A 21,538-nucleotide genomic window follows, 5' to 3' on the forward strand; every position below is an offset into this window, starting at 1 on the left:
AACGTGGAACAAAATATTGATATTCAGGTTGATCCATATATTGAAGCAGGCAATGTTATTTATCCAAGCTTCCATCTTTCTCTACAACCTGGCACGATTATAGGCATCTATACAGATGTTTCCAAAATACATACATTAATGCAATGGTTTATGAAACGAGATGATACGTATACTTCTTTTCGTGAAAGCTCGTTATATGAGCGACTCACAGCGCGCGAGTATATCCAGTTCATTTTAAAGCTTTTTAACCGTCCAACTAATGAATCAGAGAACATATTGAAGCTTTTTAAACTTACTGAACAAAAAAACAATAGAATTAGTAAGCTTTCTAATAGTGAAAAACAGCGATTAAAACTATTGAATATGTACCTACATCCGGCATCTATTCAAATTTTAGAAGAACCCTTTCAAAATATAGATGAATTTTCAAAGCAAACTATCCAACAGTTATTAAAAAATCTCGCAAAAGAGCATAAAATTATCATTTTATTATCAAATAATCTAGAAGACTTAATGGTTGCAAGTACAACTATACATCGATTAGATGGGGCAGACTTACATACTTTAGACGTAAAAGAGGGTAGCCTTGAGCAAGCTCCAAAGCCTCTTGAAGATGCACCAATTCGACTAGATAAAATCCCAACAAAGAAAAATGAAAAGATTATTTTATTTAATCCACCCGAAATTGATTATATTGAAAGTGTTGAAGGAGAAGTATCTATTTATGTAGCAGGTGAAGGTTATCCATGTACTCTATCGCTAAATGAGTTAGAGCAAAAATTGACACCATTCGGCTTTTTTAGAAGCCATCGTTCTTATATTGTGAACCTACAAAAGGTTCGAGAGATTATTACTTGGACACGCAATAGCTATAGCTTAGCACTCAACAGTACAGAAAAGACAGTTGTTCCACTGTCGAAAAATAAATTGGCCACTTTAAAGGAAATACTCGGAATTTAGTAGATTTCCCAGGAAATAATCGACTCCTGTCACCTTTAATAAAATTCCATTAAAGGTCCTTTTTCTGCCATTCACATGATTTTTACTGTGAGCCTTACCCTTGTTGTTTATAGTGTAGACATCAACAACAAACAGGAGGTTACACATGAACGCAGTGATTGATGTGCAACATTTGAAAAAAATTTTTCATAATGAAACAGCATTACAGGATGTTTCCTTTACCATTAAAAAAGGGGAAATATTCGGCTTTCTTGGCCCAAGTGGTTCTGGTAAAACTACTACAATTAAAATATTAACCGCACAAACAGATAAATCGGCTGGTAATGTTCTATTATTTGGGCAGCATGCATCTGAAATGAAGCAAAGTCAAAATCGTAAACGTTTTGGTATTTTAACAGATAATAGTGGCTTGTATACGAGACTATCAATTGAAGAAAATTTAATACTTTATAGTAATTTATATCAGCTATCTCCATCTGCTGTAAAAGAAGCTTTGGACTTTGTCAATTTATATGCAGAACGTAAGAAAAAGATCAGTCAGCTTTCCAAAGGAATGATTCAACGTGTTACACTTGCTCGTGCAATTATGCACAAGCCCGAATTATTATTTTTAGATGAGCCTACTTCTGCTTTGGACCCAGTAAATACCCAACATATATATAATGGCTTACGAAAATTAAATGCTATGGGTACAACAATTTTTTTAACAACACATGATATGAGCGAAGCAGAAATACTTTGTGATCGTGTTGCTTTCCTGCATAAAGGGAAAATCCGAGCAATCGGCGCTCCAAAAGATCTAAAAAAAGAATTTGGCTCTGACACTATTACAGTAGAGCTTAAAAATGGTGAACAGGAAATTATAGAAAATGGTTCTCAAGATGCAGAGAAGTTATTTCAATGGATGCAATCCGATCAAGTTACACGTATCTATACAAACGAGCCAACACTAGGTGACATTTTTATGCAAATAACAGGGAGTGATTTAGTATGAATATTTCAATGACACGTATTCAAGCTATATTGATGAAGGATTATAAGGAATTCTCACGGAACTATGCCGTATCAACTATGGTATTACTACCACTTATAATGGCGTTTTTATATAATCGATTAGGTGCAAATACTATTAGCATGTATTTTCTACCAATTAACATGACATTTTCCATAGTGACTACTTACGTACAATGTAGTTTAATTGCAGAAGAAAAGGAAAAAAACACTCTTCGCAGTCTTATGCTCTCCCCTGCCTCACTTGGAGATATTTTAATTGGTAAAAGCCTGTTTGTTCTAATTGTTACAATTGTATCTGTAACAATGGCTATTTTTCTAGTTGGCTACGAACCTGCAAACCTTTTTATCTTAGCAATTGCATTATTGCTTTCTGCTGTGTTTTATATTGCTCTAGGTACAATATGCGGTTTATTTGCTAAATCTATTATGGAAGCATCTATTATTGTGTTGCCTGTAATGGTTATCTTCTCATTTGGGCCTCTGGCCTTAGCTCTATCTTCGGCATACCCAATCTTAAAATTAGCTGAATGGCTACCAAGCTCACAGTTATTACTTTTAGCAGAGGCGTTAGAAGGTAAGTATTCTATGGCAGATGTTCTTATTCCTATGATTACGATAATTGTATGGTCTCTTCTTTCTTGGATTTTCGCAGCAATTATCTATAAAAAAAGAATGGTCGATTAAAGACCATTCTTTTCTTCAGGTAATAATTCCTTCTCCCGTTTTTCAATTTCCTCTAACGTATCTGCATACCATACACCGACAAATCTTGAAGGGACGGACTCCTCAAAATAATCACCATCATAGAAAGATAAAGGAAATAACATACCCTTTTCTATATATTTCTTAATTGTTTGATAGAAATGATCATTCTGTTGTGGGCTTTGTGATGAATAGGAGCTAAATTTATTGATGGGCTTTCCTAAAGCATCATGAAACATCAGCATTGAGGTTGAACCATTTTGGCGGAAATTTAAGTCTATTGCTTGAACATCACCAGCTTCCGTGACAATTAAATCAAAGCCTGCCACACCTACAAAGCCTTCCTCAACGCCACGTTCCATAATATGCTTTCCTACTTCAATTACTTTTTCGGGTACTTTATCTACAATGATATTCCCTTCGTAAATGCCGTTATCATCCGTAATTTGCTGGGAAGCTCCTAAGTATTGAATCCCTAGCTCCTCTGAGTAAACAAATTGACAGCTATAGTTGTCCTTTGTCTGTAAAAGCTCCTCAATAATTATACTTTCAGTTCCTGTCATGCGAAATTGTCGTAAACCTTCCGTCAATTCATCTTTATTATGACAAATGGTAACGCCATATCCTCCCGAGGTTGGCGAATCATCACCAGGCTTTAATACTACAGGGGGCTGCCAATTTTTAATGGCATCTGAAAGTCTATACGTCTCCACATTTAGACGACTTGGCACATATTTACTATCGATTAAATGATCAATATAAGCTTTTGTATTCAACTCATTAAATTTCTCCGCATCCATCCAATAACATTGACGATCCATATGCTCCAGGTCGTGTATATATTGACATACAATGGTCTTCCCTTCCTTACACCATGTTTGGATCTGTGCCAGATATTCCTCTTGAGTCTCATAACTATAAGGCTGTTCTACCCATGGTAATCCTGCTAATTGATGAAGCTCTTGCGCCTTTTCTGTTTGTGTTGCTCGATGTACTAGCACGGGGATATCAGCAATAGCAACTTCTCTTGAGGTTAAAGCATCTAGCTTATGAGGATCATCCATCATCCACGGATTATCGCTATACGGTGTTCTTGGTGTATACACAGCATTATCACCATAAATTTGTCTTAACGTGTATTTAGGTTTCAAGTAGATTACCCTCTTTCAATTTTTCGGTACTCTACTCTACCCTCCCCTTTATTTTTTGACACTTTTTATAAGAAAAAAGGGTTTTACGGGTTATATAAATCCCTTTTTATACCTATTAACATCCCAATTGCACTAATAGGCTTTCTAAATGCTTTTTCACCTGTGGCCATTCTTCTATTGTAATGCTATACATAACGGTATGCCTAGTTGTCCCATCTTTGCGAATCATATGGTTACGCAATATTCCCTCTTTTGTAGCACCAATTCGCTCAATTGCCTTTTGAGAACGAATATTTTCATGATCCGTTTTTATTTGTACACGTTGTAAATGAAGATGCTCAAAAGAGTATCGTAATAGCAAATACTTACAATTAGTATTAATAGCTGTACGCCAGTATGCGGGTGTTAGCCATGTATAGCCAATTTCTAATCGCTGATGCTTGTCATCAATATCCATAAAACGTGTAGACCCGATAATGTCCCCTGATTGTTTATCCACAATCACAAATGGAAATTCTGTTTTTTCGTTTTTTGCCTTTAATGCGTTTTCCACAAATTTATTCACATCTTCCTTTTTTTCTATGGTTGTGGACATATGTGACCAAATTTCTGGATAACTTCCTGTCTCTAAAATTCCTGGTAAATCGCTCAATTCTAAAGGCTTTAGTTTAACCACTTCATTTTCTAATGTTATAAATTCCATTACACTTCACTCCTTTTTACTTATTTAACGGTAAAATTGATATGATATATATAACCAATTACTAAAAAATCAACCATACCAGAGGAGGAGGAAATTATCTGGAGCTCTCCATTATATTTACAGGCAATCTAGCGAAATACATTCAAATCTATGAAGAAATAAAGCATAAGATTATTACTAAAAAATTACTTGCTCATGAACAACTGCCTTCTAAACGAGCTCTCGCCCTAACATTGAATGTGAGTGTACACACCATAAAGGAAGCCTATGAGCAGTTACTTGCAGAAGGCTATATTTATAGTAAAGAGCGTTCTGGTTATTTTATTGCGCCCTTTGAATTTGATTGGCTACAGCAAGTACCCCGGCATGTATCTGTTCCAAGTAACAATATCCCTAACAATATACAATTTGATTTTACAAATGGACATGTGGATAACGAGGCTTTTCCCTATGCTGCTTGGCACAAGCTTATAAAAAAGCATTTTAATAGTAACAACTTATCAACAAGCCCTTGGGAGGGAGAGACAACTTTACGCACAGAGATTGCCCGCTATGTAGAGCGTTCTCGTGGGGTTAGCTGTGATGCTTCACAGGTATTTATATACAGTGGTACACAAAGCCAGCTTCAGGCTCTTTGTCATTTTCTTGGGTCTGCGATACGCGTTGGGTTAGAGGAGCCAGGATTTAAAAGAGTGCGTGCCGTTTTACAGCAATGTGGATTGTCCACAGAGGCGATTCCTGTGGACTATTCAGGGGTTACACTCCCTGCAACACCAATTCACATGTTATACACAACACCTGCTCATCAATTTCCATTAGGCATGATTATGACCAAAGAAAGAAGAGTGGCATTGTTACAATGGGCTAACTCGAACGAGGGGCTTATTATTGAAGATGATTATGATTCCGAATTTCGTTATAAGGGGCTACCAATCCCGTCTTTAGCAAAAATGGATCAGCTTCAGCGTGTCATTTATTTCGGAACATTTTCGAAAACATTGCTTCCATCCTTACGCATTAGTTATATGATCCTTCCAAAGTCTTTAGTAGTGCCGTTTATGACTTTTCATTCTGAGCAAAAATCGGTTGTCTCCAAAGTAGACCAACTTGTCTTAGCAGACTTTCTTGCACAAGGTCTATTCGATAAGCATTTGGCAAAAATGCGAACAATCTATCGTAAAAAACAACAAGCATTATTGACCGCCATCTCTTCACATTTTTCAAATGAATTTCAAGTAATCGGTGAAAAATCCGGACTTCATATAGTCATCAAGCTACCACAACATCTCACCGAGAGTAGAGCGCTCCAGCTTGCTCAAGAGGTAGGGGTTCAAGTCTATCCATGCTCTACCTCCTATCAGAATGGAACAAATGAAAACATGATCATTATAGGGTATGGTGGACTGACACTTCAGCAAATAAATGAAGGAATTGCACTCCTTGCGTCCGTTTGGCAATAGCATGTGATTCATTAGTTTGTCGAAATCTCATTTAAATAAAGCGAAACTTTATATAGTTTTTTTCGTATTTAAAGTTAAATGGACACATAAGGGGATAAGACAATAATGGAGAATCGAGAGTTATTAGAGCAGCATTTACAAGAGATTCAAGTGTGGGAAAAAGATCAAAAAGATTTATGGTTTTGGGAGAAATTAGGTAGAATACCATTTAAATTATTAGATAAAATGACACCTGCCTTTCTCCAAAATAAAATTGCTTTATTGGTAGATGAACTAGGCAATTATATTCAGTCCGGTGGAAAGTATTTAATCAATGAACAAGCCATGATACAAAAAATTCGTGACCATTCTTCCACTCAGCATATTATAACTATATCTGATATTGGTCAGATTCCTTTAGAGGACATGATCTCCCTCAGTGACAAATTACAAAATGAACGTGTGAAATTTGCTACTGTACAAGGAGTCTCTACTGGCTTTGGAGGCATCTTTACTTTAGCTATTGATATTCCAATGATTTTAGGGACTGCACTAAAAACTTTGCAAGAAATAGCAATTATTCATGGCTATGATCCGAACGATAAAATGGAACGTATTTTTATTGTAAAATGTCTACAATTTACCTCTGCTGATATTGTTGGTAAAGAAGCAATCTTACAGGAGCTTTCTACTATAAATAGCTCAAAAAAGGCTTCAGATAACATGATTTCTCAGCTTCAAGGATGGCAGGAGGTATTTTACACATACCGTGATCAGCTAGGCTGGAAAAAGCTGTTTCAAATGATCCCTATCGCAGGGATGGTTTTTGGAGCCTATGCTAATAAAGGCATGATTCAGGATGTAGCCGAAACTGGTATTATGCTTTATCGTAAAAGACGTATTTATGAAAAACTTACTGAACTAGATTGTTGATCGACAAAAGATGACACTCCAAATATGGGTGTCATCTTTTTTGTGCTTTATATTTTAATAAGTATTTTTCCTTGGTGCTGACGACTTTCCATAAATTCATGAGCCTTTTTCATTTCCTCTAAGGCAAATATTTTAGCAATTGGCACCTGAAAACTGTCTTCGTTTACTAAAGAGAAAATATCCTGCGCCACCTGTTGTAACAGTTCTGGCTTCAAAGCTCTTGTCGTACCTAAGCTAAATCCTTTTATATTGCGGCAGCTATTGTGTAAATCTGCTGTTTTTATATTTCCTGCTCTTCCTCCACTATTCCCGAATTGGACAAGAGTGCCATAAGGCGCTAAACAAGTTAAACTCTCCTCGGTGATAGCTCCTGCAATAGAATCGTACACAATATCAACACCCTGACCCTTTGTAAGTTCATTGACATTTGTACTAAATTGATCATATGTAAGTACATGATCCGCACCAAGCTGATAAACAATTGGGGCTTTTTCTAAATTACTCACCGTACCTATAATCTGTTTAGCTCCGAGCCTTTTGGCCATTTGGACAAGCATTGTCCCTACCCCACCAGAAGCAGCATGAATTAAGACGGCATCCTGCTGACCAATGGCCGCTATTTGATGTGTTAACATATATGATAAAAATAAAACTGTCGGTACAGCTGCTACCTTCTCGATTGGTACCCCACTAGGAATTTTAAAAACTAGTTGTTCCTTTGCTACTACAAATTCTGCATAAGCACCGTTTTTCGGGAATGCGATAACTTGGTCACCCTTTTGAAAACCACTGCTATCATTAAAAACTTCTTCAATTACCCCTGCAACATCTAAACCAAGAACCATCGGAAAATTTGCTTTAGCTTTATTACCTGTGCGATTTTTAATATCTGCAAAATTTACGCTTGTATGGGTTGTCCTTATTAAGACTTCACCCTCAGAAATAGTCGGTTTTGGACAATCAATAAAAGTTAAAACATCCGATGTACCAAATTCATTGATAATAATAGCCTTCATAAATTTCTCCCTCCTTGCTATGGTAAAATTATATACTATATATAGAAATGATGGAGGAATATTCATGAAAATCAAACCTAAGCACGCCATGTACAATGGTATATCCTACAATTTTTTTGATGGAACAAGCGATAAGGTATGTTTTATGCTCTCTGGCACGGGCTATACCTATGATAAACCTATACTTTATTATTCTACGGCATTACTGTTAGAACTTGGCTATGATGTCGTCCAAATCAATTATACATTTGAGCAACAGCAATTCGAACAGGACTCCCAAGCCATATCAAAAATGGTCTATCGTGTTGCCAACCCTATTGTAGAAAATAGCTTGCAATCAAAGCCTTATAGAGAAGTCGTTTATCTAGGAAAATCTTTAGGTACTATGCCTATTGTCGATTATTATATGCAGCAGACTCCTTCTATTCCTGCTCGTTATGTACTTTTCACCCCATTACTTTCTCTTCAACATACAATGACAAATCTATTAGACAAACATGCATTTTTGGCAATTGGTACAGCGGACCCTCATTATTCACAGGAGAAGCTAGCGCAACTTGCTACCCTTCAGCTTGCTGTTTTTGAGGACCTTAATCATTCACTTGAAATTCCTTTGAATGCTGTTTTATCCATACAGCACTGCCAATCGCTGATAACACAATTAAAAATCTTCCTACAAAATAATTAGTAATATTTTTATAGTACTATTTACCAAAATCGTGTACATATGCTACACTAGCAAAAATACATTGAAGAGAAGAGTAAATAAGGCTGTTCTTCCCAGAGAGCTCGGATTGCTGAAAACGAGTAAGAACGAATTATTGAAACAAGCCTCGGAGTAGCGCATTGGATTTTGTTTGAATGATGGTGCGACGGGAACTCCCGTTATAGAGTTACAGTATAAGCATAGGCTCTATGCCGTACTGAAAAGGCTATTATGGTGACATAATAGTGAACTAGGGTGGCACCACGTGAGTATATAAATTCTACAACCTCGTCCCTAAGACTAATCGTCTTGGAGGTGGGGTTTTTTATTTTGCAAATCGTCACTTTGCTTAAGGAGGAATTTATATGAGAAAAGCTTTAGAAAGCTGGCGTTATCCTGCCATCCTATTATGTAGTATTGGTGTTTCAAGTGTTGGCGAATGGATTTATTTTATCGCCTTAAATTTAATTGTGTTAAACCTCACAGAATCTGCTCTGGCTGTCTCTGGATTATATATTGTAAGAGCGATCTCTTCCTTGTTCACTAATTTTTGGTCAGGAAGCCTAATCGATCGTTTTAATAAGAAAAAGCTAATGATTTTTCTAAATTTGGTTCAATCTATACTCATTGTCATACTCCCCTGCTTTTCTAGCCTCTTGTGGATGTATGTCCTTGTTTTTCTCATTACAGTAGCTAGCTCTATGTATCAGCCGACATCTATGACTTATATCACTAAGTTAATTCCTGTCGAACAAAGGAAACGTTTTAATGCATTACGCAGCTTACTCGACTCTGGTGCATTTCTAACTGGACCAGCAATCGCAGGTTTCTTGTTCACAGTCGGAACACCCTATATGGCCATATATTTAAACGCGATTGCTTTATTTCTATCAGCCTGTATAACGTTCAAAATGCCGAACATTGAAGCCCTTGAAAAATTTATTAATCGTACAGAAAAAGCATCCCTTTTTCGAGTATTGCTTCTGGATTGGCAAATGGTCATACGCTTTAGCTTAAAAAATTCCTATGTTATGGTAGTCTATTTGTTGTTTAGTGCTATCATCATCTTGATGACAGCTACTGATTCTTTGGAGGCTGCCTTTGCAACACAGATATTAGCTTTATCCGAAGGAGAATATGGGATTTTAGTCAGTATCGCAGGGGTAGGTGTTTTATTTGGCTCGCTAACCAACTCTGTTATTGTTGAAAAAATACCAACTTCTTGGTTAATAGGTATGGGGTCTCTCGTAACAGCACTGGGCTATTTAATATTTACCTCATCCTTTTCCTTTCTTATAGCTGCTATAGGTTGCTTTGTATTATCCTTTGCAACTGCCTTTGCGAATACAGGATTTTATACATTTTATCAAAATAATATTCCCTCTGAGAGCATGGGTCGTATAGGAAGTATTTATGGATTTTTTGAAGCACTTTTTATTATTATTTTTACTACTATTTTTGGGATTTTCGCTGAATGGATTACTATACGCTCAGTTGTCATTAGTGCATCCTTTATGATGGCATTTGTAGCTGTCATTCTACTATGGCTAAATATAAAACCTTCGAAAAGCCACTATTATAAAAGGTTGATAAGTAGCAAGCAACAGTAATCTCACTTTTCATATAAAAATTAACCATCTAATGTCTACTAATTACTGACACTAGATGGTTTTTTATCGAAATAAGCAATTTTATATATACCCTAATTCAAAGGATAGCTGCTGTGCAGTTTTAAGGACTTCCTGTGTTATACTTTCTAATTTTTCAGCATCTGTATCATATTCAAAGCACTCTGCACTAATGGCTGCAATTGTTTGTTTATTTGAATCAAATATAGGTGCTGCTATGGATACTGTCCCCTTTGTTTTTTCTCCAACGCTTATGGCAAAGCCTTTTTCTCTTACATCATTGAGGCTCTCTATCAATTTTTCTTTCTCAGGCTCCTCAAGTTGTTGGAAAAATTGTTGCTGTACATCGCTTTTAGAAAACGCAAGTAATACTTTATTTGGAGCTCCTATAGGATATGGAATTTTTTCACCAATCATATCAATAATACGGACATTTTTAGGACTATCAATTCGATCAATAATAATGGATGCAAACTGTTTAGCAATACTTAAATAGATTGTTTCTCGAACATTATATGCAAGGTTTTCTAATAGAGGATGCGCTTTTTCTCTAATATCCGTCTCATGATACATTTTCATGCCAAGTTGCAGCCATGTATACCCCAATCGAAATTCTTTTTTATTCTCATTTCTCTCTACTAAATCAAAACTTTCTAATGTATATAATAATCTGTATATTGTGCTAGTAGGCAAGTCTGTTTCATTAAAAATTTCTTGCACAGTAAAAAAACGCTTCGGATGCTTCGCCAGTATATTTATAACTAACATTGCTCTTTCGATTGATTGAATCATTACAATTACTCCCTTTCATTTCCCCATATGATCACTATCTTAAGGTTTTTATAGATCCATTTAGCTTTAACTAGGATCATTATGAAATTAAAATTCATGCAAATTATCAAATTTTTATGTACCTTCAATTTTTTACATGTAGCCCTGCTTTTAAATGTAGTTTCATTTTATTTTAACTAATTTTTATGCATATAAATAGATGCTACATGAAATATATACATAGTTCCACTCAATTAGCGCAGAAAATTACGAGTATTCACAAAAATTAAAATTGACAATTTGTTGTTTTGCATTTACGATGAATTTATATTCCGCTATGTAGATTTAATTTCATATAGTGAAAAATATATAACGGTAAAAATATGTATTTCTCTACTAATTATCTATTAATATCATCTTGAAAATAAAAAACTTTTCTATAAAAGGAGAAAAAATCATGAATACTTTTATGTGGGATACACCCGAAAAACTACGTGCCCTATTATGTGAACTTGTGAGCTGGGAAAGCCGAACATTAACGGAGGGTGAAAATAAATTTGCCTTTCGACTAAAAGATAAATTGTTAACGCTTCCATATTTTGAGAAGCACCCAGACTTGATTGAATTACATGATGCAGGACTTGGCAGAAATGCAGTGACAGCCTTCTATAAGCATCCAACCGCAACTGAAACCGTTGTGTTAATCAGTCACTTCGATACCGTGCATACAGAGGAATATGGTGAACTAGAGCCGTTAGCCTTTTCTCCAGAAGAACTAACGAAAAAGCTAATGGAACCTAAATACCTAAAAGATTTACCAGAGGCAGCTCGCATTGATTTGGCGTCTGGGAATTATTTATTTGGACGCGGCACAATGGATATGAAAATGGGTCTTGCCTTACACATGCAGTTGATTGAAAAGGCAAGCTTTGAGCAATGGCCGATTAATTTAATTTTAACTACGGTTCCTGATGAGGAAGTCAACTCTGCTGGTATGAGAGCGGCTGTTGTGGAACTGGTGAGACTGCGGGGACAGCATGGCTTAACCTATAAATTATTTTTAAATAGTGAGCCATCGTTTTCACAAGGGCCTTCGGATACGAATGAATATATTTATTCAGGTACAATTGGTAAAATCATGCCTGCTGCTTTGTTCTACGGAAAAGAGACACATGTTGGTGAGCCATTAAAAGGGATGACGGCTCCCTTTATCGCTTCCTATATGACACAGCATATGGAGTGGAATCCCCTTTTCAGTGAAACAGATTTAGGCGAAAGCACACCATTACCCGTCTCTCTACAATTAAAAGATTTAAAAATGGAGTATTCTACACAAACACCATACCGTGCGGCGGCACTTTACAATGTCTTTTTGTTAAAACGTACAGCGGCTGAGGTGATGGCTATTTTTGAGGAAGTTGCGTTACAGGCAATGGCTGCTTGCAATGCGCACTATCAGGACATTTGTACACGCGAAAATGTTCAGGGTGTGGGCAAGGTAAAGGTCTTACGCTACGAGGCATTATTGGAGCATGCGATCCATAAGTTAGGAGCTGAGGAAGTACAAGCGATTAAGCACCAGGTTCAGCAGCATCCTGCATGGGATGATCGTGAAAAATCCATTCGTATTGTGGATCAGCTCATGATTCGCTGTCAGGAATTAGCACCTGCCACAGTTCTGTTATATGCACCACCTTACTATCCAGCCATTAATTCATCCAACCATCCATTAGTGAAACAGTCGATTGAATTAATGAAGCAAACAGCTCAAACATTTGATATTGAGGTGGAGCAGATCCACTACTTTAACGGAATTTGTGATTTAAGCTATGTCAATTATTCAGATGCATCCAATGAGTGGCTAGCATTTGAACGGAACACACCTGTATGGGGCGATACGTATCATATTCCATTCAAAGAGATGGCGGCATTACAAGGTCCTGTCTTAAATGTCGGTCCATTTGGTAAGGATGCCCATCAAAAAACAGAGCGATTGCATGTGGATAGTGCGTTTAAAGAGATGCCTATTATGATTGATACATTGATTAAAAGTTTATTTTAAATAAAAGAAACTTCATTCAAAATAGCTTTCATATCCTCTCATTTAAATTGTTACCTAATAATCTAAGATGACACAGTACAAAATAGAAAGAGGTTGTTATATGGATTTTGCCGCTTTAACAGGTAAAATAGCAGGGATTATCTGGAGTAACGCATTAGTTTATCTTTGCTTAGGAGCTGGCGTTTACTTTTCGCTTATTATGAGGTTTCCACAGCTGCGTCTCTTCAAAGATATGATTAAACAATTATTTAATAGAAAAACTTCGGCAAATGGCGTTTCATCTTTTCAAAGCTTTGCAATGGCATTGGGTGGACGTGTCGGAATTGGGAATATAGCTGGTGTAGCTACTGCAATTTATTTTGGAGGACCAGGGGCTATCTTTTGGATGTGGGTCATAGCCTTTTTAGGAGCTGGTGCTGCCTATATTGAGTCCTCGTTAGCCCAGGTTTGGAAACAAGAAATCGCAGGAGAGTATCGTGGAGGGCCAGCATACTATATTGAGAAAGGGTTAAAAAATAAGCCATTTGCTATATTATTTGCTATCGCTACAATTATAGCAACTGGTTTCACTGGTTCAGGTGTTCAAGCCTTTAATATTGCTGATTCAACAAAAAATGCCTTCGGGATTTCACCAATAATTACAGGTATTATTGTTTCTGCAATATTTGGATTTGCTATTTTTGGTGGTATTAAAAGGGTTGGAAAAGTTGCTGAATATGCTGTACCGTTTATGGCAACTGCTTACATACTTCTTGCATTCATTATTTTATTAATCAATATAAAAGAAGTACCTGCAATATTTGCTTTAATTTTCAGCTCTGCCTTTAATTTAAATGCTGCATTTGGTGCTGTTTTTGGAAATGCAATTATGTGGGGAGTAAAAAGAGGGGCTTATTCAAATGAAGCAGGTCAAGGTACTGGGGCACAGGCAGCTGGTACCGCAGAAGTATCTCATCCTGCTAAACAAGGGCTTGTCCAAGCATTCTCGGTCTATGTAGATACACTACTTGTTTGTACAGCTACAGCCATTATGATCATCTCCACAGGCAGTTACAATATTGCCCATCCTAATGGGGGATTTTTAGTTGAGAATCTACCAGGAGTTGAAGCAGGTACTGCATTTGCACAAGAAGCAATTAACTCATTCATTCCTGGTTTAGGAAGTCCTTTTATTGCTATCGCTGTATTTTTCTTTGCAATAACTACTATGCTTGCTTTTGGGGTATACACAGAAAGTAATGTTGCTTACTTATTTAGAAACAATAAAAACTTTGCTACTATTGCTATTGTCGTAAAAGTACTACTAGTTATCTCTATCTTTTTTGGAACGATTCGTTCCTCATCAACTGCTTGGAATCTTGCTGATATCGGTGTAGGTACACTTGCATGGTTAAACCTAATTGCTATTATTTTATTAACAAAGCCAGGTATAGCTACATTAAGAGATTATGAAGAGCAAAAGAAGTTGGGGCTTGACCCAGTCTTTATTCCCGAAAGATGTGGAATTAAAGATGCACAATTGTGGAATGAAATAACTGAAAAAAACTATCCAGATCAATTAGCCGCATTAAAAGAAAAAGTTGGCGACTTGAAATAATTAAATGAACCCTGTAGTAGTCACTAAGAAGTTGAAAAGTTGCTGCTATGCAGGGTTCTTGCTTTTTAAATTTCCATAGAATGAAGTTAAAATCTCTATCTTTCAGTTGGGAAATGCTTTACTTGATCAACTGCCTCTAATAATTTTTTTGTTACAATTTCTGATTCATCAATATGGCTTGTTAGAACGCGATTTGTTTCATCGAATAAGGCTGTCGTCCTATTAAATTTATGGATAACATCTTCGTTTGATAGCCTCTGATCTTTAATTGAAGCTAATAGCTCATTTATTCCCGTTTGAACATTTGTCATAATGTGCAGTAATTGATCAATTTTTACTGATGTTTTAGCACTTTTATCAATGCCTTCCGTTACTAGCTGCATGTTATTTTTATTATCCTCGTAAGCAAGTCCAATTTGTTCTTCGATTTTCTTTGTTAAATTAGCAATATCTTCTGTGCTTGTTTTCGTATTTTCAGCTAATTTGCGAACTTCCTCGGCAACAACCGAAAAGCCTTTACCATGCTCCCCTGCTCTTGCTGCCTCAATAGATGCATTCAAAGCTAGTAAATTGGTTTGATTTGATATTTCTCCAATAACATTTACAATTTCAGCTATTTGCTTTGAGCGCTCACTTAAATTACTCATGCTTAAAGACGTTTTTTGAGACTGCTCTCCCAACGCATCAATCAAATGCTCTACTTCCTGAACAGCATGCTTGCTTTCAACCGATAATGTCATCATTTGATCCGAGGAAGAGATTAATAAATTTCCTTTATCTAGGGCATTTTCAGAAATTTTATTGGAGTGAATTGTGCTATCCTCAACTTTATTAAACTCTCCTACAATATCTGCGACCATTTCTCCTAAAATAGTATGCTGGTCATTTACCTTGTTATGTTGTTCAATAGTTTCAATGATTTCCTTATGTAACTCATTTAAAAAAATTTGAAATTCATGATCTTTCTTATCCAGCTTTGCATTCAGTTCATCAATTTTAGCCTTAAATTGCTCTATATCTACTTTTTTTGATTGGAACATTGTTAACACAGCCATCACCTCAGAAAATAGAATATTGAATATGTATTTATTTTACTGGATTTAAAGTAATTAATATACATCTTTAGAAAAAAACAAACACTCACTACTAACAACGACATAGCGTGATAGTAGTGAGTGTTTTGTTTTTTAATAGGCTAAACCAAATAAAGCTTTAATATGTGTTAAGTAACGAATATTAGAAGCTTCTTTCATTAATGTTGCAGGAAGGCCTTTAAGCTCTGTGTTGCTCGCACCAATTGTAGCAACAGCATCTTTACGACCTAAGCTTGCAAGTGTGCCAGAGTTTACAGCTGAGAATGCTTTCATGTCTTGGTTTTTGTATTGTGCAAATACATTATAACCAGCACATTCACCCATTTGCCATGCAACTTGTGCTGTTGGAGCGTATAGTGGACGACCTCCATCAGCTGGTAGTGCAACAGATGCATCACCAATAACAAAGACATCTTCGTGAGACGTAGATTGTAAGAATTCATTAATAGTTGCTTTTCCACGATCAGCAGCTAGACCTGATTCGCCTACGATTGGAAGTGGAGCTACCCCACCTGTCCAAACAAGTGTATTTGCAACAATTGGTTCACGGTCTTTTAAAGAAATAACGTTGCCGTCAACACCTGTTACTGGTGTACCTGTAATAAATTCTACGCCACGTTTAGTTAAGCTTTCAGTAGCGCGTTGGATAAGTGTATCTGGAAGAACTGGCAAGATTTTTGGACCAGCTTCAACAAGTTTAATTTTAAGATCAGCAAAATTAACACCATGTTTTGCAGCGATTTTCGGGAAGTTGTCCACGATTTCACCAACAAGCTCAACACCTGTTAAACCGCCACCACCAATAACGATTGTTGCATCTGCTTCATCTTTAGATTGTGCATATGCTTTAATGCGGTCTTCAATATGTTTGTTGATTTTATTGGCATCATTTACTGATTTAAGAACCATAGAGTTTTCTTCTAATCCTGGGATACCAAAGAATCCAGTTTGGCTACCTAAAGATACTACAAGTGTGTCATAAGTTAATGTATAACCATTATCTAAATCAACTTTTTTAGTATCTACATTAAATTTTGATACTTTCGCAATGTGTAGGTCGATATCTAAACCTTTAAAGATTTTTTTAAGTGGTAATGCAACAGCACCTTCTGCAATTGTACCACCAGCTAAACGGTGAAGCTCAGTGATAATTTGGTGTGTTGGGAATTGGTTTACTACAGTAATTTTAGCTTCATCAGCTGATAGATACTTACGTGCTGTTAATGCAGTTAAAACGCCAGCGTAACCTGCACCTAAGATGACGATTTCTTTTGACATGATTAATTAATCCTCCGTCCTTACGAATTGAATTTACCTTGAGTCTTATTTGGCTTTGCGTTCTGAGCTTACTTGTAAGAAAGCATTAACAAAACGGAAAACATTTTGAACTTGAGGGTCTTTTAACATTTTCACAAGACCGAATAAACCAATTACCTCATGGCTTTCAGATGCACGGTCTTTCGCTTCAATTGCAGTTGCTGCAAGGTTTTTCGCAGAGCCCACTACAGGACCAGCGATTTCTGTTACTGCTCCAACAGTATCGTTTTTAAGCACTTCGTCTGTTGCAACAGCTTGAGCAAACTCATATGATTTCGTTAATAATGTCATCATTTCAGTTAACTTTGGTAATTGCTCAACTAAAGTTGTTAGTGATTCTTGAACTTCAGGCTTTAATAATTGATCTAGTACATCTAATTGCTCTTTACTCACAGTTACTTGTTCAGCCTGTGTTTGGTTATTCGTTTCTGACATTTTGAACTCTCCTTTGCCATCACTAGTACTATTTTTTATTGCTTACATGTAAAAAAGACCATTAAGGTAAAACTTAACAGTCGTTACAGCGTATATCTTACACAATCACCAGTCACAAGGGCTGGATAGCGATTCGTATGACTTGTTATTACAATGTTTACTTTAAATCGCAAAAAGCGCATCATAATACCATCCTTATCTTGTCTTGGTGACATTACAACCTTCATTATAAGACTGTTTGTACATTATTTCAATGAGCTATATCACAATTTCGACAATCTTTTCAAAATTCATTGATTTCATCAACTATTAACTGTCTTGCTATAATAAATTTTCCAACGCATCATAATTTTTATTGATAATTCCTTTTCCTGTCATCTCTATATCCCCTTCTCTTTGGAGAGCAGATAAACGACGGCTTTAGATTTCTCTAGTAATATTCAATAAGGACGCTAAATCTTTTTTGTTAGTGTCAATAGAAATGTGTCACTCTTGGCTAACAAAGCAGATTTTAGAATATAGGAGCTTTTCTTTATTTTAATTTAGTTTAATGACAATAACACGAACGTCTGTAACTGCTTCTAAGCTGTGCTTTTCAGATGGTTTTAAAGTTAAAATTGTATCTTGTGTTAAAATTTCTTCCACACCTTCAACAATAAAGCGAACTTCACCAAATTGAACAATAATTAGCACTTCATTGTCCGCACGATGCTCAGGAATTTTTTCACCTGCACGCAATTGAATGTTCAAAATATCTGCACCAGCGATACTCCCTAATTTACCAATATGTTTTGACTTTTCTTCTAGCATTGCTTGGATTGGTATAATTGTCATTGTCATTCCTCCATTAAACTGTTTTTATGCTATTATAGGTTCTTTTGATTTACGATGTTCCACTACTTTTTAGGCCACACCCCCACTATAATGAAGAATCACTCTAATTGTCTGTGACTTACATCACTAAAAAAGAAGTATCCCAAATGAATGAGATAGCTCCTCTTACAAACCTATTTTGTGTTAACGTTTTTCAACAGAAAGCCAGAAGAAATTTGTTACTTCCTTTGCCGTCACATCTACTGAGCCTAGCAAAGTTTTACCATCCCCATCTTTAAAATACCCTACAGTCATCAATGCCATAAAGTTATGAGCGAAAAACTTTGCATTTCCTTTTCGAATTGTGCCCTTTTCCATCTCTTTTTGCATAGCCTGCTCTATTGTTTGATACATACCATTTTCGGATGCTTGAACTTGTCTCAGCTGCGATTCCGATAAATTAATGGTAGCCTCTTTCATAAAATTTTTCATATCAATATCGATAGTGGCTGATAAATGAACCTCAACGAGCTGTTCGAGTCGTTCTTTAAATGGTTTAGGCTGCTCTAAAATTTGTAGAATAGATAGCTTGATACGATCCATCATAGCGATTAAAGCAGATGTATATAAATCCCCTTTAGTTGGGTAGTAGTAATAGACAGTCGCCTTTGTTACGTTACAAGCCTTTGCTACATCATCCATTGAAATATTTTTGTAGCCCTCTTTAATAAAAAGTCTTGTGGCCGTTTCAAGGACAATATCTTTTGTAGGTTTCGCATTTTCATCATGGCGAGGTCTCCCGAGAACACGCGGTGATTGTTTCAACAAGTTCGCCTCCTTAATTAAGCATTCTTTTTACACATATTATAACATATTAATATTTATGGATTGATTAATTAACCTTCTAGTATATATAATTAAATCACTTACATGAATGGGGGTCTTTTGATGAAAAAACATCCACTTGAGCAATGGGGCTCAATGGTTGCAAGTAAAAAGGGAAGATTATTAGCACTAGCTTTTTGGGTGCTATTAGTAGTTGTATTCTCATTTGCTTGGCCACAAATCAATAGTATAGAAAGTGAGTCAGGCAAAAACTTACCTAATACCGAAATGTCTGAGCAAGCTGCGTCCATTATTGCAGAGCAATTTCCTAATGATGCTGGAACACCTCTATTGTTGGTGTGGCATCGTGAAAATGGCTTAACACCTGATGATTTTTCGGCTATACAAGGTGTATACAACGAGTTGCAAGCAAAGCCCTTAGCCCATCAAACAATGGTTCCACCATTTGATCAAATGCCACCTCAGGCTTTAATGGCTTCCGCTTCTGAAAATGGTTCAACAATTGTTACACCTGTGTTTTTTGAAAAAGGTGTCGCAACAGATATGCTACAGGATAGTTTAGATAAGCTGTCAAAAATAATGGAAGGCTATCAAGTCCAATTAGATGATAAATTATCAAGCGATGCACTCCATGTGCGCTATTCTGGACCAGTGGGAATTGCCACTGATGCTGTCAGTTTATTTTCACAAGCAGATGTGAAGCTATTGATCGCAACTGTATTACTCGTTTTAGTATTACTTATTATTATTTATCGTTCTCCATTGCTAGCTATTATTCCTTTAATTGTTGTAGGGCTTGCCTATGGTGTGATTAGCCCGACACTTGGTTTTTTTGCTGAACAGGGATGGATAGATAAAGATTCACAGGCAGTCTCCATTATGACTGTTTTACTATTTGGTGCAGGTACTGACTATTGTTTATTTTTAATTTCAAAATATAGAGAAATACTCTTTGATGTTGAGGATAAGACGGTCGCAATGAAGCTAGCTGTTAAAGAAACGGGTGGTGCTATTTTAATGAGTGCCCTAACAGTGGTTATAGGTTTAGCGACCCTTAGTCTTGCCCATTATGGCGCATTTCAACGCTTTGCTGTACCATTTAGTTTTGGTGTGCTTGTCATGGGGGTCGCAGCACTTGTTGTCCTACCAGCAATTCTTGTCCTTATTGGGCGAGTAGCGTTCTTCCCCTTCACTCCTCGAACGGAGGAAATGGCCAATAAAAAGGGCAAGAAACAGCATAAGCCTTCACATAAGGTTAGTCATAAAATTGGTCATTTTGTTACCCATAAACCTTGGGTCGTTATCGCTGTAACTGTAATCTTACTTGGAGGGTTGGCGGCATTTGTTCCGCGAATTCAATATACATTTGATTTGCTTTCATCCTTCCCAAAAGATATGCCGTCTAGAGAAGGATTTACATTAATAGAAGAGAATTTTTCGCCTGGAGAACTAGCACCTGTTCAATTAGTAATAGACACAGAGGGTACTGATATTAATATCCAGCAACAACTAGAAGCTATCTCTTATATTGATAGTGTGGCAGATGTACAAATTGGCGAAAAAAATAAGAATATACACTTGTATGAACTCAATTTCAATGCCAACCCTTATGCACAGGAGTCATTAGCTCATATTCCTGAACTACAAAAAGAGGTTATTAAAATACTAGAGGCACAAGGTCTCAACAACGCTGAAAAACATGTTTGGCTTGGTGGAGAAACAGCTAGTCAATATGATACACAACAAATAACTAAGCGAGATGAAACAGTAATCATGCCAACCATGATTGCCTTAATCGCATTATTATTATTTGTCTATTTACGTTCTATTACAGCAACTGTTTATCTATTAGCAACTGTTATAATTTCTTATTTTGGGGCATTAGGCGCTGGATGGTTAATCTTACATCATATCATGGGGGCCGAAGCAATTTCTGGAGCTATTCCATTGTATGCTTTTGTGTTCTTAGTAGCTCTCGGAGAGGATTATAATATCTTTATGATCTCAGAGATTTGGAAAAAGCGTAAAACCACTGACCATTTATCAGCTGTAGAAGAAGGTGTTGTCCGAACAGGAAGCGTTATTACATCTGCTGGACTCATCCTAGCAGGTACATTTGCGGTACTGGCAACATTACCGATTCAAGTGCTTGTTCAATTTGGTGTTGTGACAGCCATTGGTGTATTGCTCGATACATTTATTGTAAGGCCATTACTTGTACCAGCCATCACAACAGTACTAGGTAAATATGCTTTCTGGCCAGGTAAGTTATTTAAAAAAGATGCCTAAATAGATAACACGGACATTAGCTAGGTATGATTGTCATACTTGCTCATGTCCGTGTTTTTTAT

At 36.4% G+C, this 21,538-nt stretch carries 20 protein-coding genes and 1 other annotated feature; of the genes, 10 read left to right on the forward strand and 10 right to left on the reverse strand.

The window, feature by feature from the left end; all coding sequences use genetic code 11:
* The first annotated feature begins 3 nt into the window (after window positions 1-3).
* From ACHZEU_RS11905 to ACHZEU_RS11915, 3 genes are all read left to right on the forward strand, one after another.
* On the forward strand, window positions 4-960 hold the full coding sequence (locus ACHZEU_RS11905; protein WP_259949206.1) for a LytTR family transcriptional regulator DNA-binding domain-containing protein: 957 nt from the start codon (window positions 4-6) through the stop codon (window positions 958-960).
* A 145-nt stretch (window positions 961-1,105) separates the two neighbouring features.
* Window positions 1,106-1,954 carry an ABC transporter ATP-binding protein gene (locus ACHZEU_RS11910; RefSeq protein WP_259949204.1) on the forward strand — a complete coding sequence of 283 codons (849 nt, stop codon included), beginning with the start codon at window positions 1,106-1,108 and terminating at the stop codon, window positions 1,952-1,954.
* Window positions 1,951-2,658: an ABC transporter permease gene (locus ACHZEU_RS11915; protein ID WP_036078002.1), complete on the forward strand. Its 708-nt coding sequence runs from the start codon at window positions 1,951-1,953 to the stop codon at window positions 2,656-2,658. Before ACHZEU_RS11910 ends, ACHZEU_RS11915 begins: the two co-directional genes overlap by 4 nt.
* Here ACHZEU_RS11915 and ACHZEU_RS11920 read toward each other — a convergent pair.
* Window positions 2,655-3,827: an ATP-grasp domain-containing protein gene (locus tag ACHZEU_RS11920; RefSeq protein WP_016991600.1), complete on the reverse strand. Its 1,173-nt coding sequence runs from the start codon at window positions 3,825-3,827 to the stop codon at window positions 2,655-2,657. The two genes, ACHZEU_RS11915 and ACHZEU_RS11920, sit on opposite strands and share 4 nt — an antisense overlap.
* A gap of 115 nt (window positions 3,828-3,942) precedes the next feature.
* On the reverse strand, window positions 3,943-4,530 hold the full coding sequence (locus ACHZEU_RS11925) for a GNAT family N-acetyltransferase (RefSeq protein WP_009373719.1): 588 nt from the start codon (window positions 4,528-4,530) through the stop codon (window positions 3,943-3,945).
* A 98-nt stretch (window positions 4,531-4,628) separates the two neighbouring features.
* Here ACHZEU_RS11925 and ACHZEU_RS11930 point away from each other — a divergent pair, with 98 nt between their 5' ends.
* Window positions 4,629-5,990 carry a PLP-dependent aminotransferase family protein gene (locus ACHZEU_RS11930; protein WP_279496413.1) on the forward strand — a complete coding sequence of 454 codons (1,362 nt, stop codon included), beginning with the start codon at window positions 4,629-4,631 and terminating at the stop codon, window positions 5,988-5,990.
* Window positions 5,991-6,095: 105 nt separating this feature from the next.
* Window positions 6,096-6,902, forward strand: a complete 807-nt coding sequence (locus tag ACHZEU_RS11935; RefSeq protein ID WP_279493734.1) for an EcsC family protein — start codon at window positions 6,096-6,098, stop codon at window positions 6,900-6,902.
* A gap of 47 nt (window positions 6,903-6,949) precedes the next feature.
* Here ACHZEU_RS11935 and ACHZEU_RS11940 read toward each other — a convergent pair whose 3' ends face one another.
* On the reverse strand, window positions 6,950-7,918 hold the full coding sequence (locus ACHZEU_RS11940; protein ID WP_103117341.1) for a zinc-binding dehydrogenase: 969 nt from the start codon (window positions 7,916-7,918) through the stop codon (window positions 6,950-6,952).
* 64 nt (window positions 7,919-7,982) lie between these two features.
* Between ACHZEU_RS11940 and ACHZEU_RS11945 the strand changes: the two genes are divergently transcribed.
* Window positions 7,983-8,606, forward strand: a complete 624-nt coding sequence (locus ACHZEU_RS11945; protein WP_048393179.1) for an alpha/beta hydrolase — start codon at window positions 7,983-7,985, stop codon at window positions 8,604-8,606.
* 52 nt (window positions 8,607-8,658) lie between these two features.
* Window positions 8,659-8,923: a binding site (T-box leader), on the forward strand.
* A 66-nt stretch (window positions 8,924-8,989) separates the two neighbouring features.
* Window positions 8,990-10,234 carry an MFS transporter gene (locus ACHZEU_RS11950; RefSeq protein ID WP_048393177.1) on the forward strand — a complete coding sequence of 415 codons (1,245 nt, stop codon included), beginning with the start codon at window positions 8,990-8,992 and terminating at the stop codon, window positions 10,232-10,234.
* Window positions 10,235-10,315: 81 nt separating this feature from the next.
* On the opposite strand, the gene ACHZEU_RS11955 is transcribed toward ACHZEU_RS11950, so the two are convergent.
* The gene (locus tag ACHZEU_RS11955; protein ID WP_066038399.1) at window positions 10,316-11,044 is read right to left on the reverse strand and encodes an IclR family transcriptional regulator; all 729 of its coding nucleotides are present in this window, start codon (window positions 11,042-11,044) and stop codon (window positions 10,316-10,318) included.
* A 436-nt stretch (window positions 11,045-11,480) separates the two neighbouring features.
* Between ACHZEU_RS11955 and ACHZEU_RS11960 the strand changes: the two genes are divergently transcribed.
* Window positions 11,481-13,085: a M20/M25/M40 family metallo-hydrolase gene (locus tag ACHZEU_RS11960; protein ID WP_279493733.1), complete on the forward strand. Its 1,605-nt coding sequence runs from the start codon at window positions 11,481-11,483 to the stop codon at window positions 13,083-13,085.
* A gap of 100 nt (window positions 13,086-13,185) precedes the next feature.
* Entirely contained in the window at window positions 13,186-14,682 is a 1,497-nt protein-coding gene (locus ACHZEU_RS11965) for a sodium:alanine symporter family protein (protein WP_066038397.1), read from the forward strand.
* A gap of 95 nt (window positions 14,683-14,777) precedes the next feature.
* On the opposite strand, the gene ACHZEU_RS11970 is transcribed toward ACHZEU_RS11965, so the two are convergent.
* The 6 genes from ACHZEU_RS11970 to ACHZEU_RS11995 form a co-directional block, all read right to left on the reverse strand.
* Window positions 14,778-15,722, reverse strand: coding sequence for a methyl-accepting chemotaxis protein (locus ACHZEU_RS11970; protein ID WP_404803446.1), 945 nt, complete (start codon window positions 15,720-15,722; stop codon window positions 14,778-14,780).
* 147 nt (window positions 15,723-15,869) lie between these two features.
* Window positions 15,870-17,054, reverse strand: a complete 1,185-nt coding sequence (locus tag ACHZEU_RS11975) for an NAD(P)/FAD-dependent oxidoreductase (RefSeq protein ID WP_004227760.1) — start codon at window positions 17,052-17,054, stop codon at window positions 15,870-15,872.
* 45 nt (window positions 17,055-17,099) lie between these two features.
* The gene (locus ACHZEU_RS11980) at window positions 17,100-17,528 is read right to left on the reverse strand and encodes a DUF1641 domain-containing protein (RefSeq protein ID WP_004227758.1); all 429 of its coding nucleotides are present in this window, start codon (window positions 17,526-17,528) and stop codon (window positions 17,100-17,102) included.
* 83 nt (window positions 17,529-17,611) lie between these two features.
* Entirely contained in the window at window positions 17,612-17,743 is a 132-nt protein-coding gene (locus tag ACHZEU_RS11985) for a hypothetical protein (RefSeq protein WP_255349861.1), read from the reverse strand.
* A 322-nt stretch (window positions 17,744-18,065) separates the two neighbouring features.
* Window positions 18,066-18,362, reverse strand: a complete 297-nt coding sequence (locus ACHZEU_RS11990; RefSeq protein ID WP_066038395.1) for a cupin domain-containing protein — start codon at window positions 18,360-18,362, stop codon at window positions 18,066-18,068.
* Between the two features lie 183 nt (window positions 18,363-18,545).
* Window positions 18,546-19,166 (reverse strand): TetR/AcrR family transcriptional regulator, encoded by a 621-nt coding sequence (locus ACHZEU_RS11995; RefSeq protein ID WP_016993441.1) that lies wholly within the window; start codon window positions 19,164-19,166, stop codon window positions 18,546-18,548.
* A 123-nt stretch (window positions 19,167-19,289) separates the two neighbouring features.
* Between ACHZEU_RS11995 and ACHZEU_RS12000 the strand changes: the two genes are divergently transcribed.
* Window positions 19,290-21,476 carry an MMPL family transporter gene (locus ACHZEU_RS12000; RefSeq protein ID WP_066038394.1) on the forward strand — a complete coding sequence of 729 codons (2,187 nt, stop codon included), beginning with the start codon at window positions 19,290-19,292 and terminating at the stop codon, window positions 21,474-21,476.
* Window positions 21,477-21,538 lie beyond the last annotated feature (62 nt).

It is taken from the genome of Lysinibacillus sp. S1, from assembly GCF_044986265.1.
GTDB lineage: Bacteria > Bacillota > Bacilli > Bacillales_A > Planococcaceae > Lysinibacillus > Lysinibacillus capsici.

Excerpts from the sequence above, each read along its gene's own strand:
- ACHZEU_RS11945 (WP_048393179.1), top strand. The coding sequence starts at position 7,983 with ATGAAAATCAAACCTAAGCACGCCATGTACAATGGTATATCCTACAAT.
- ACHZEU_RS11935 (WP_279493734.1), top strand. The coding sequence starts at position 6,096 with ATGGAGAATCGAGAGTTATTAGAGCAGCATTTACAAGAGATTCAAGTG.
- ACHZEU_RS11985 (WP_255349861.1), bottom strand. The coding sequence starts at position 17,743 with ATGTCACCAAGACAAGATAAGGATGGTATTATGATGCGCTTTTTGCGA.
- ACHZEU_RS11970 (WP_404803446.1), bottom strand. The coding sequence starts at position 15,722 with ATGTTCCAATCAAAAAAAGTAGATATAGAGCAATTTAAGGCTAAAATT.
- ACHZEU_RS11910 (WP_259949204.1), top strand. The coding sequence starts at position 1,106 with ATGAACGCAGTGATTGATGTGCAACATTTGAAAAAAATTTTTCATAAT.
- ACHZEU_RS11950 (WP_048393177.1), top strand. The coding sequence starts at position 8,990 with ATGAGAAAAGCTTTAGAAAGCTGGCGTTATCCTGCCATCCTATTATGT.
- ACHZEU_RS11965 (WP_066038397.1), top strand. The coding sequence starts at position 13,186 with ATGGATTTTGCCGCTTTAACAGGTAAAATAGCAGGGATTATCTGGAGT.
- ACHZEU_RS11940 (WP_103117341.1), bottom strand. The coding sequence starts at position 7,918 with ATGAAGGCTATTATTATCAATGAATTTGGTACATCGGATGTTTTAACT.
- ACHZEU_RS11915 (WP_036078002.1), top strand. The coding sequence starts at position 1,951 with ATGAATATTTCAATGACACGTATTCAAGCTATATTGATGAAGGATTAT.
- ACHZEU_RS11990 (WP_066038395.1), bottom strand. The coding sequence starts at position 18,362 with ATGACAATTATACCAATCCAAGCAATGCTAGAAGAAAAGTCAAAACAT.
- ACHZEU_RS11955 (WP_066038399.1), bottom strand. The coding sequence starts at position 11,044 with ATGATTCAATCAATCGAAAGAGCAATGTTAGTTATAAATATACTGGCG.
- ACHZEU_RS12000 (WP_066038394.1), top strand. The coding sequence starts at position 19,290 with ATGAAAAAACATCCACTTGAGCAATGGGGCTCAATGGTTGCAAGTAAA.
- ACHZEU_RS11925 (WP_009373719.1), bottom strand. The coding sequence starts at position 4,530 with ATGGAATTTATAACATTAGAAAATGAAGTGGTTAAACTAAAGCCTTTA.
- ACHZEU_RS11980 (WP_004227758.1), bottom strand. The coding sequence starts at position 17,528 with ATGTCAGAAACGAATAACCAAACACAGGCTGAACAAGTAACTGTGAGT.
- ACHZEU_RS11975 (WP_004227760.1), bottom strand. The coding sequence starts at position 17,054 with ATGTCAAAAGAAATCGTCATCTTAGGTGCAGGTTACGCTGGCGTTTTA.
- ACHZEU_RS11960 (WP_279493733.1), top strand. The coding sequence starts at position 11,481 with ATGAATACTTTTATGTGGGATACACCCGAAAAACTACGTGCCCTATTA.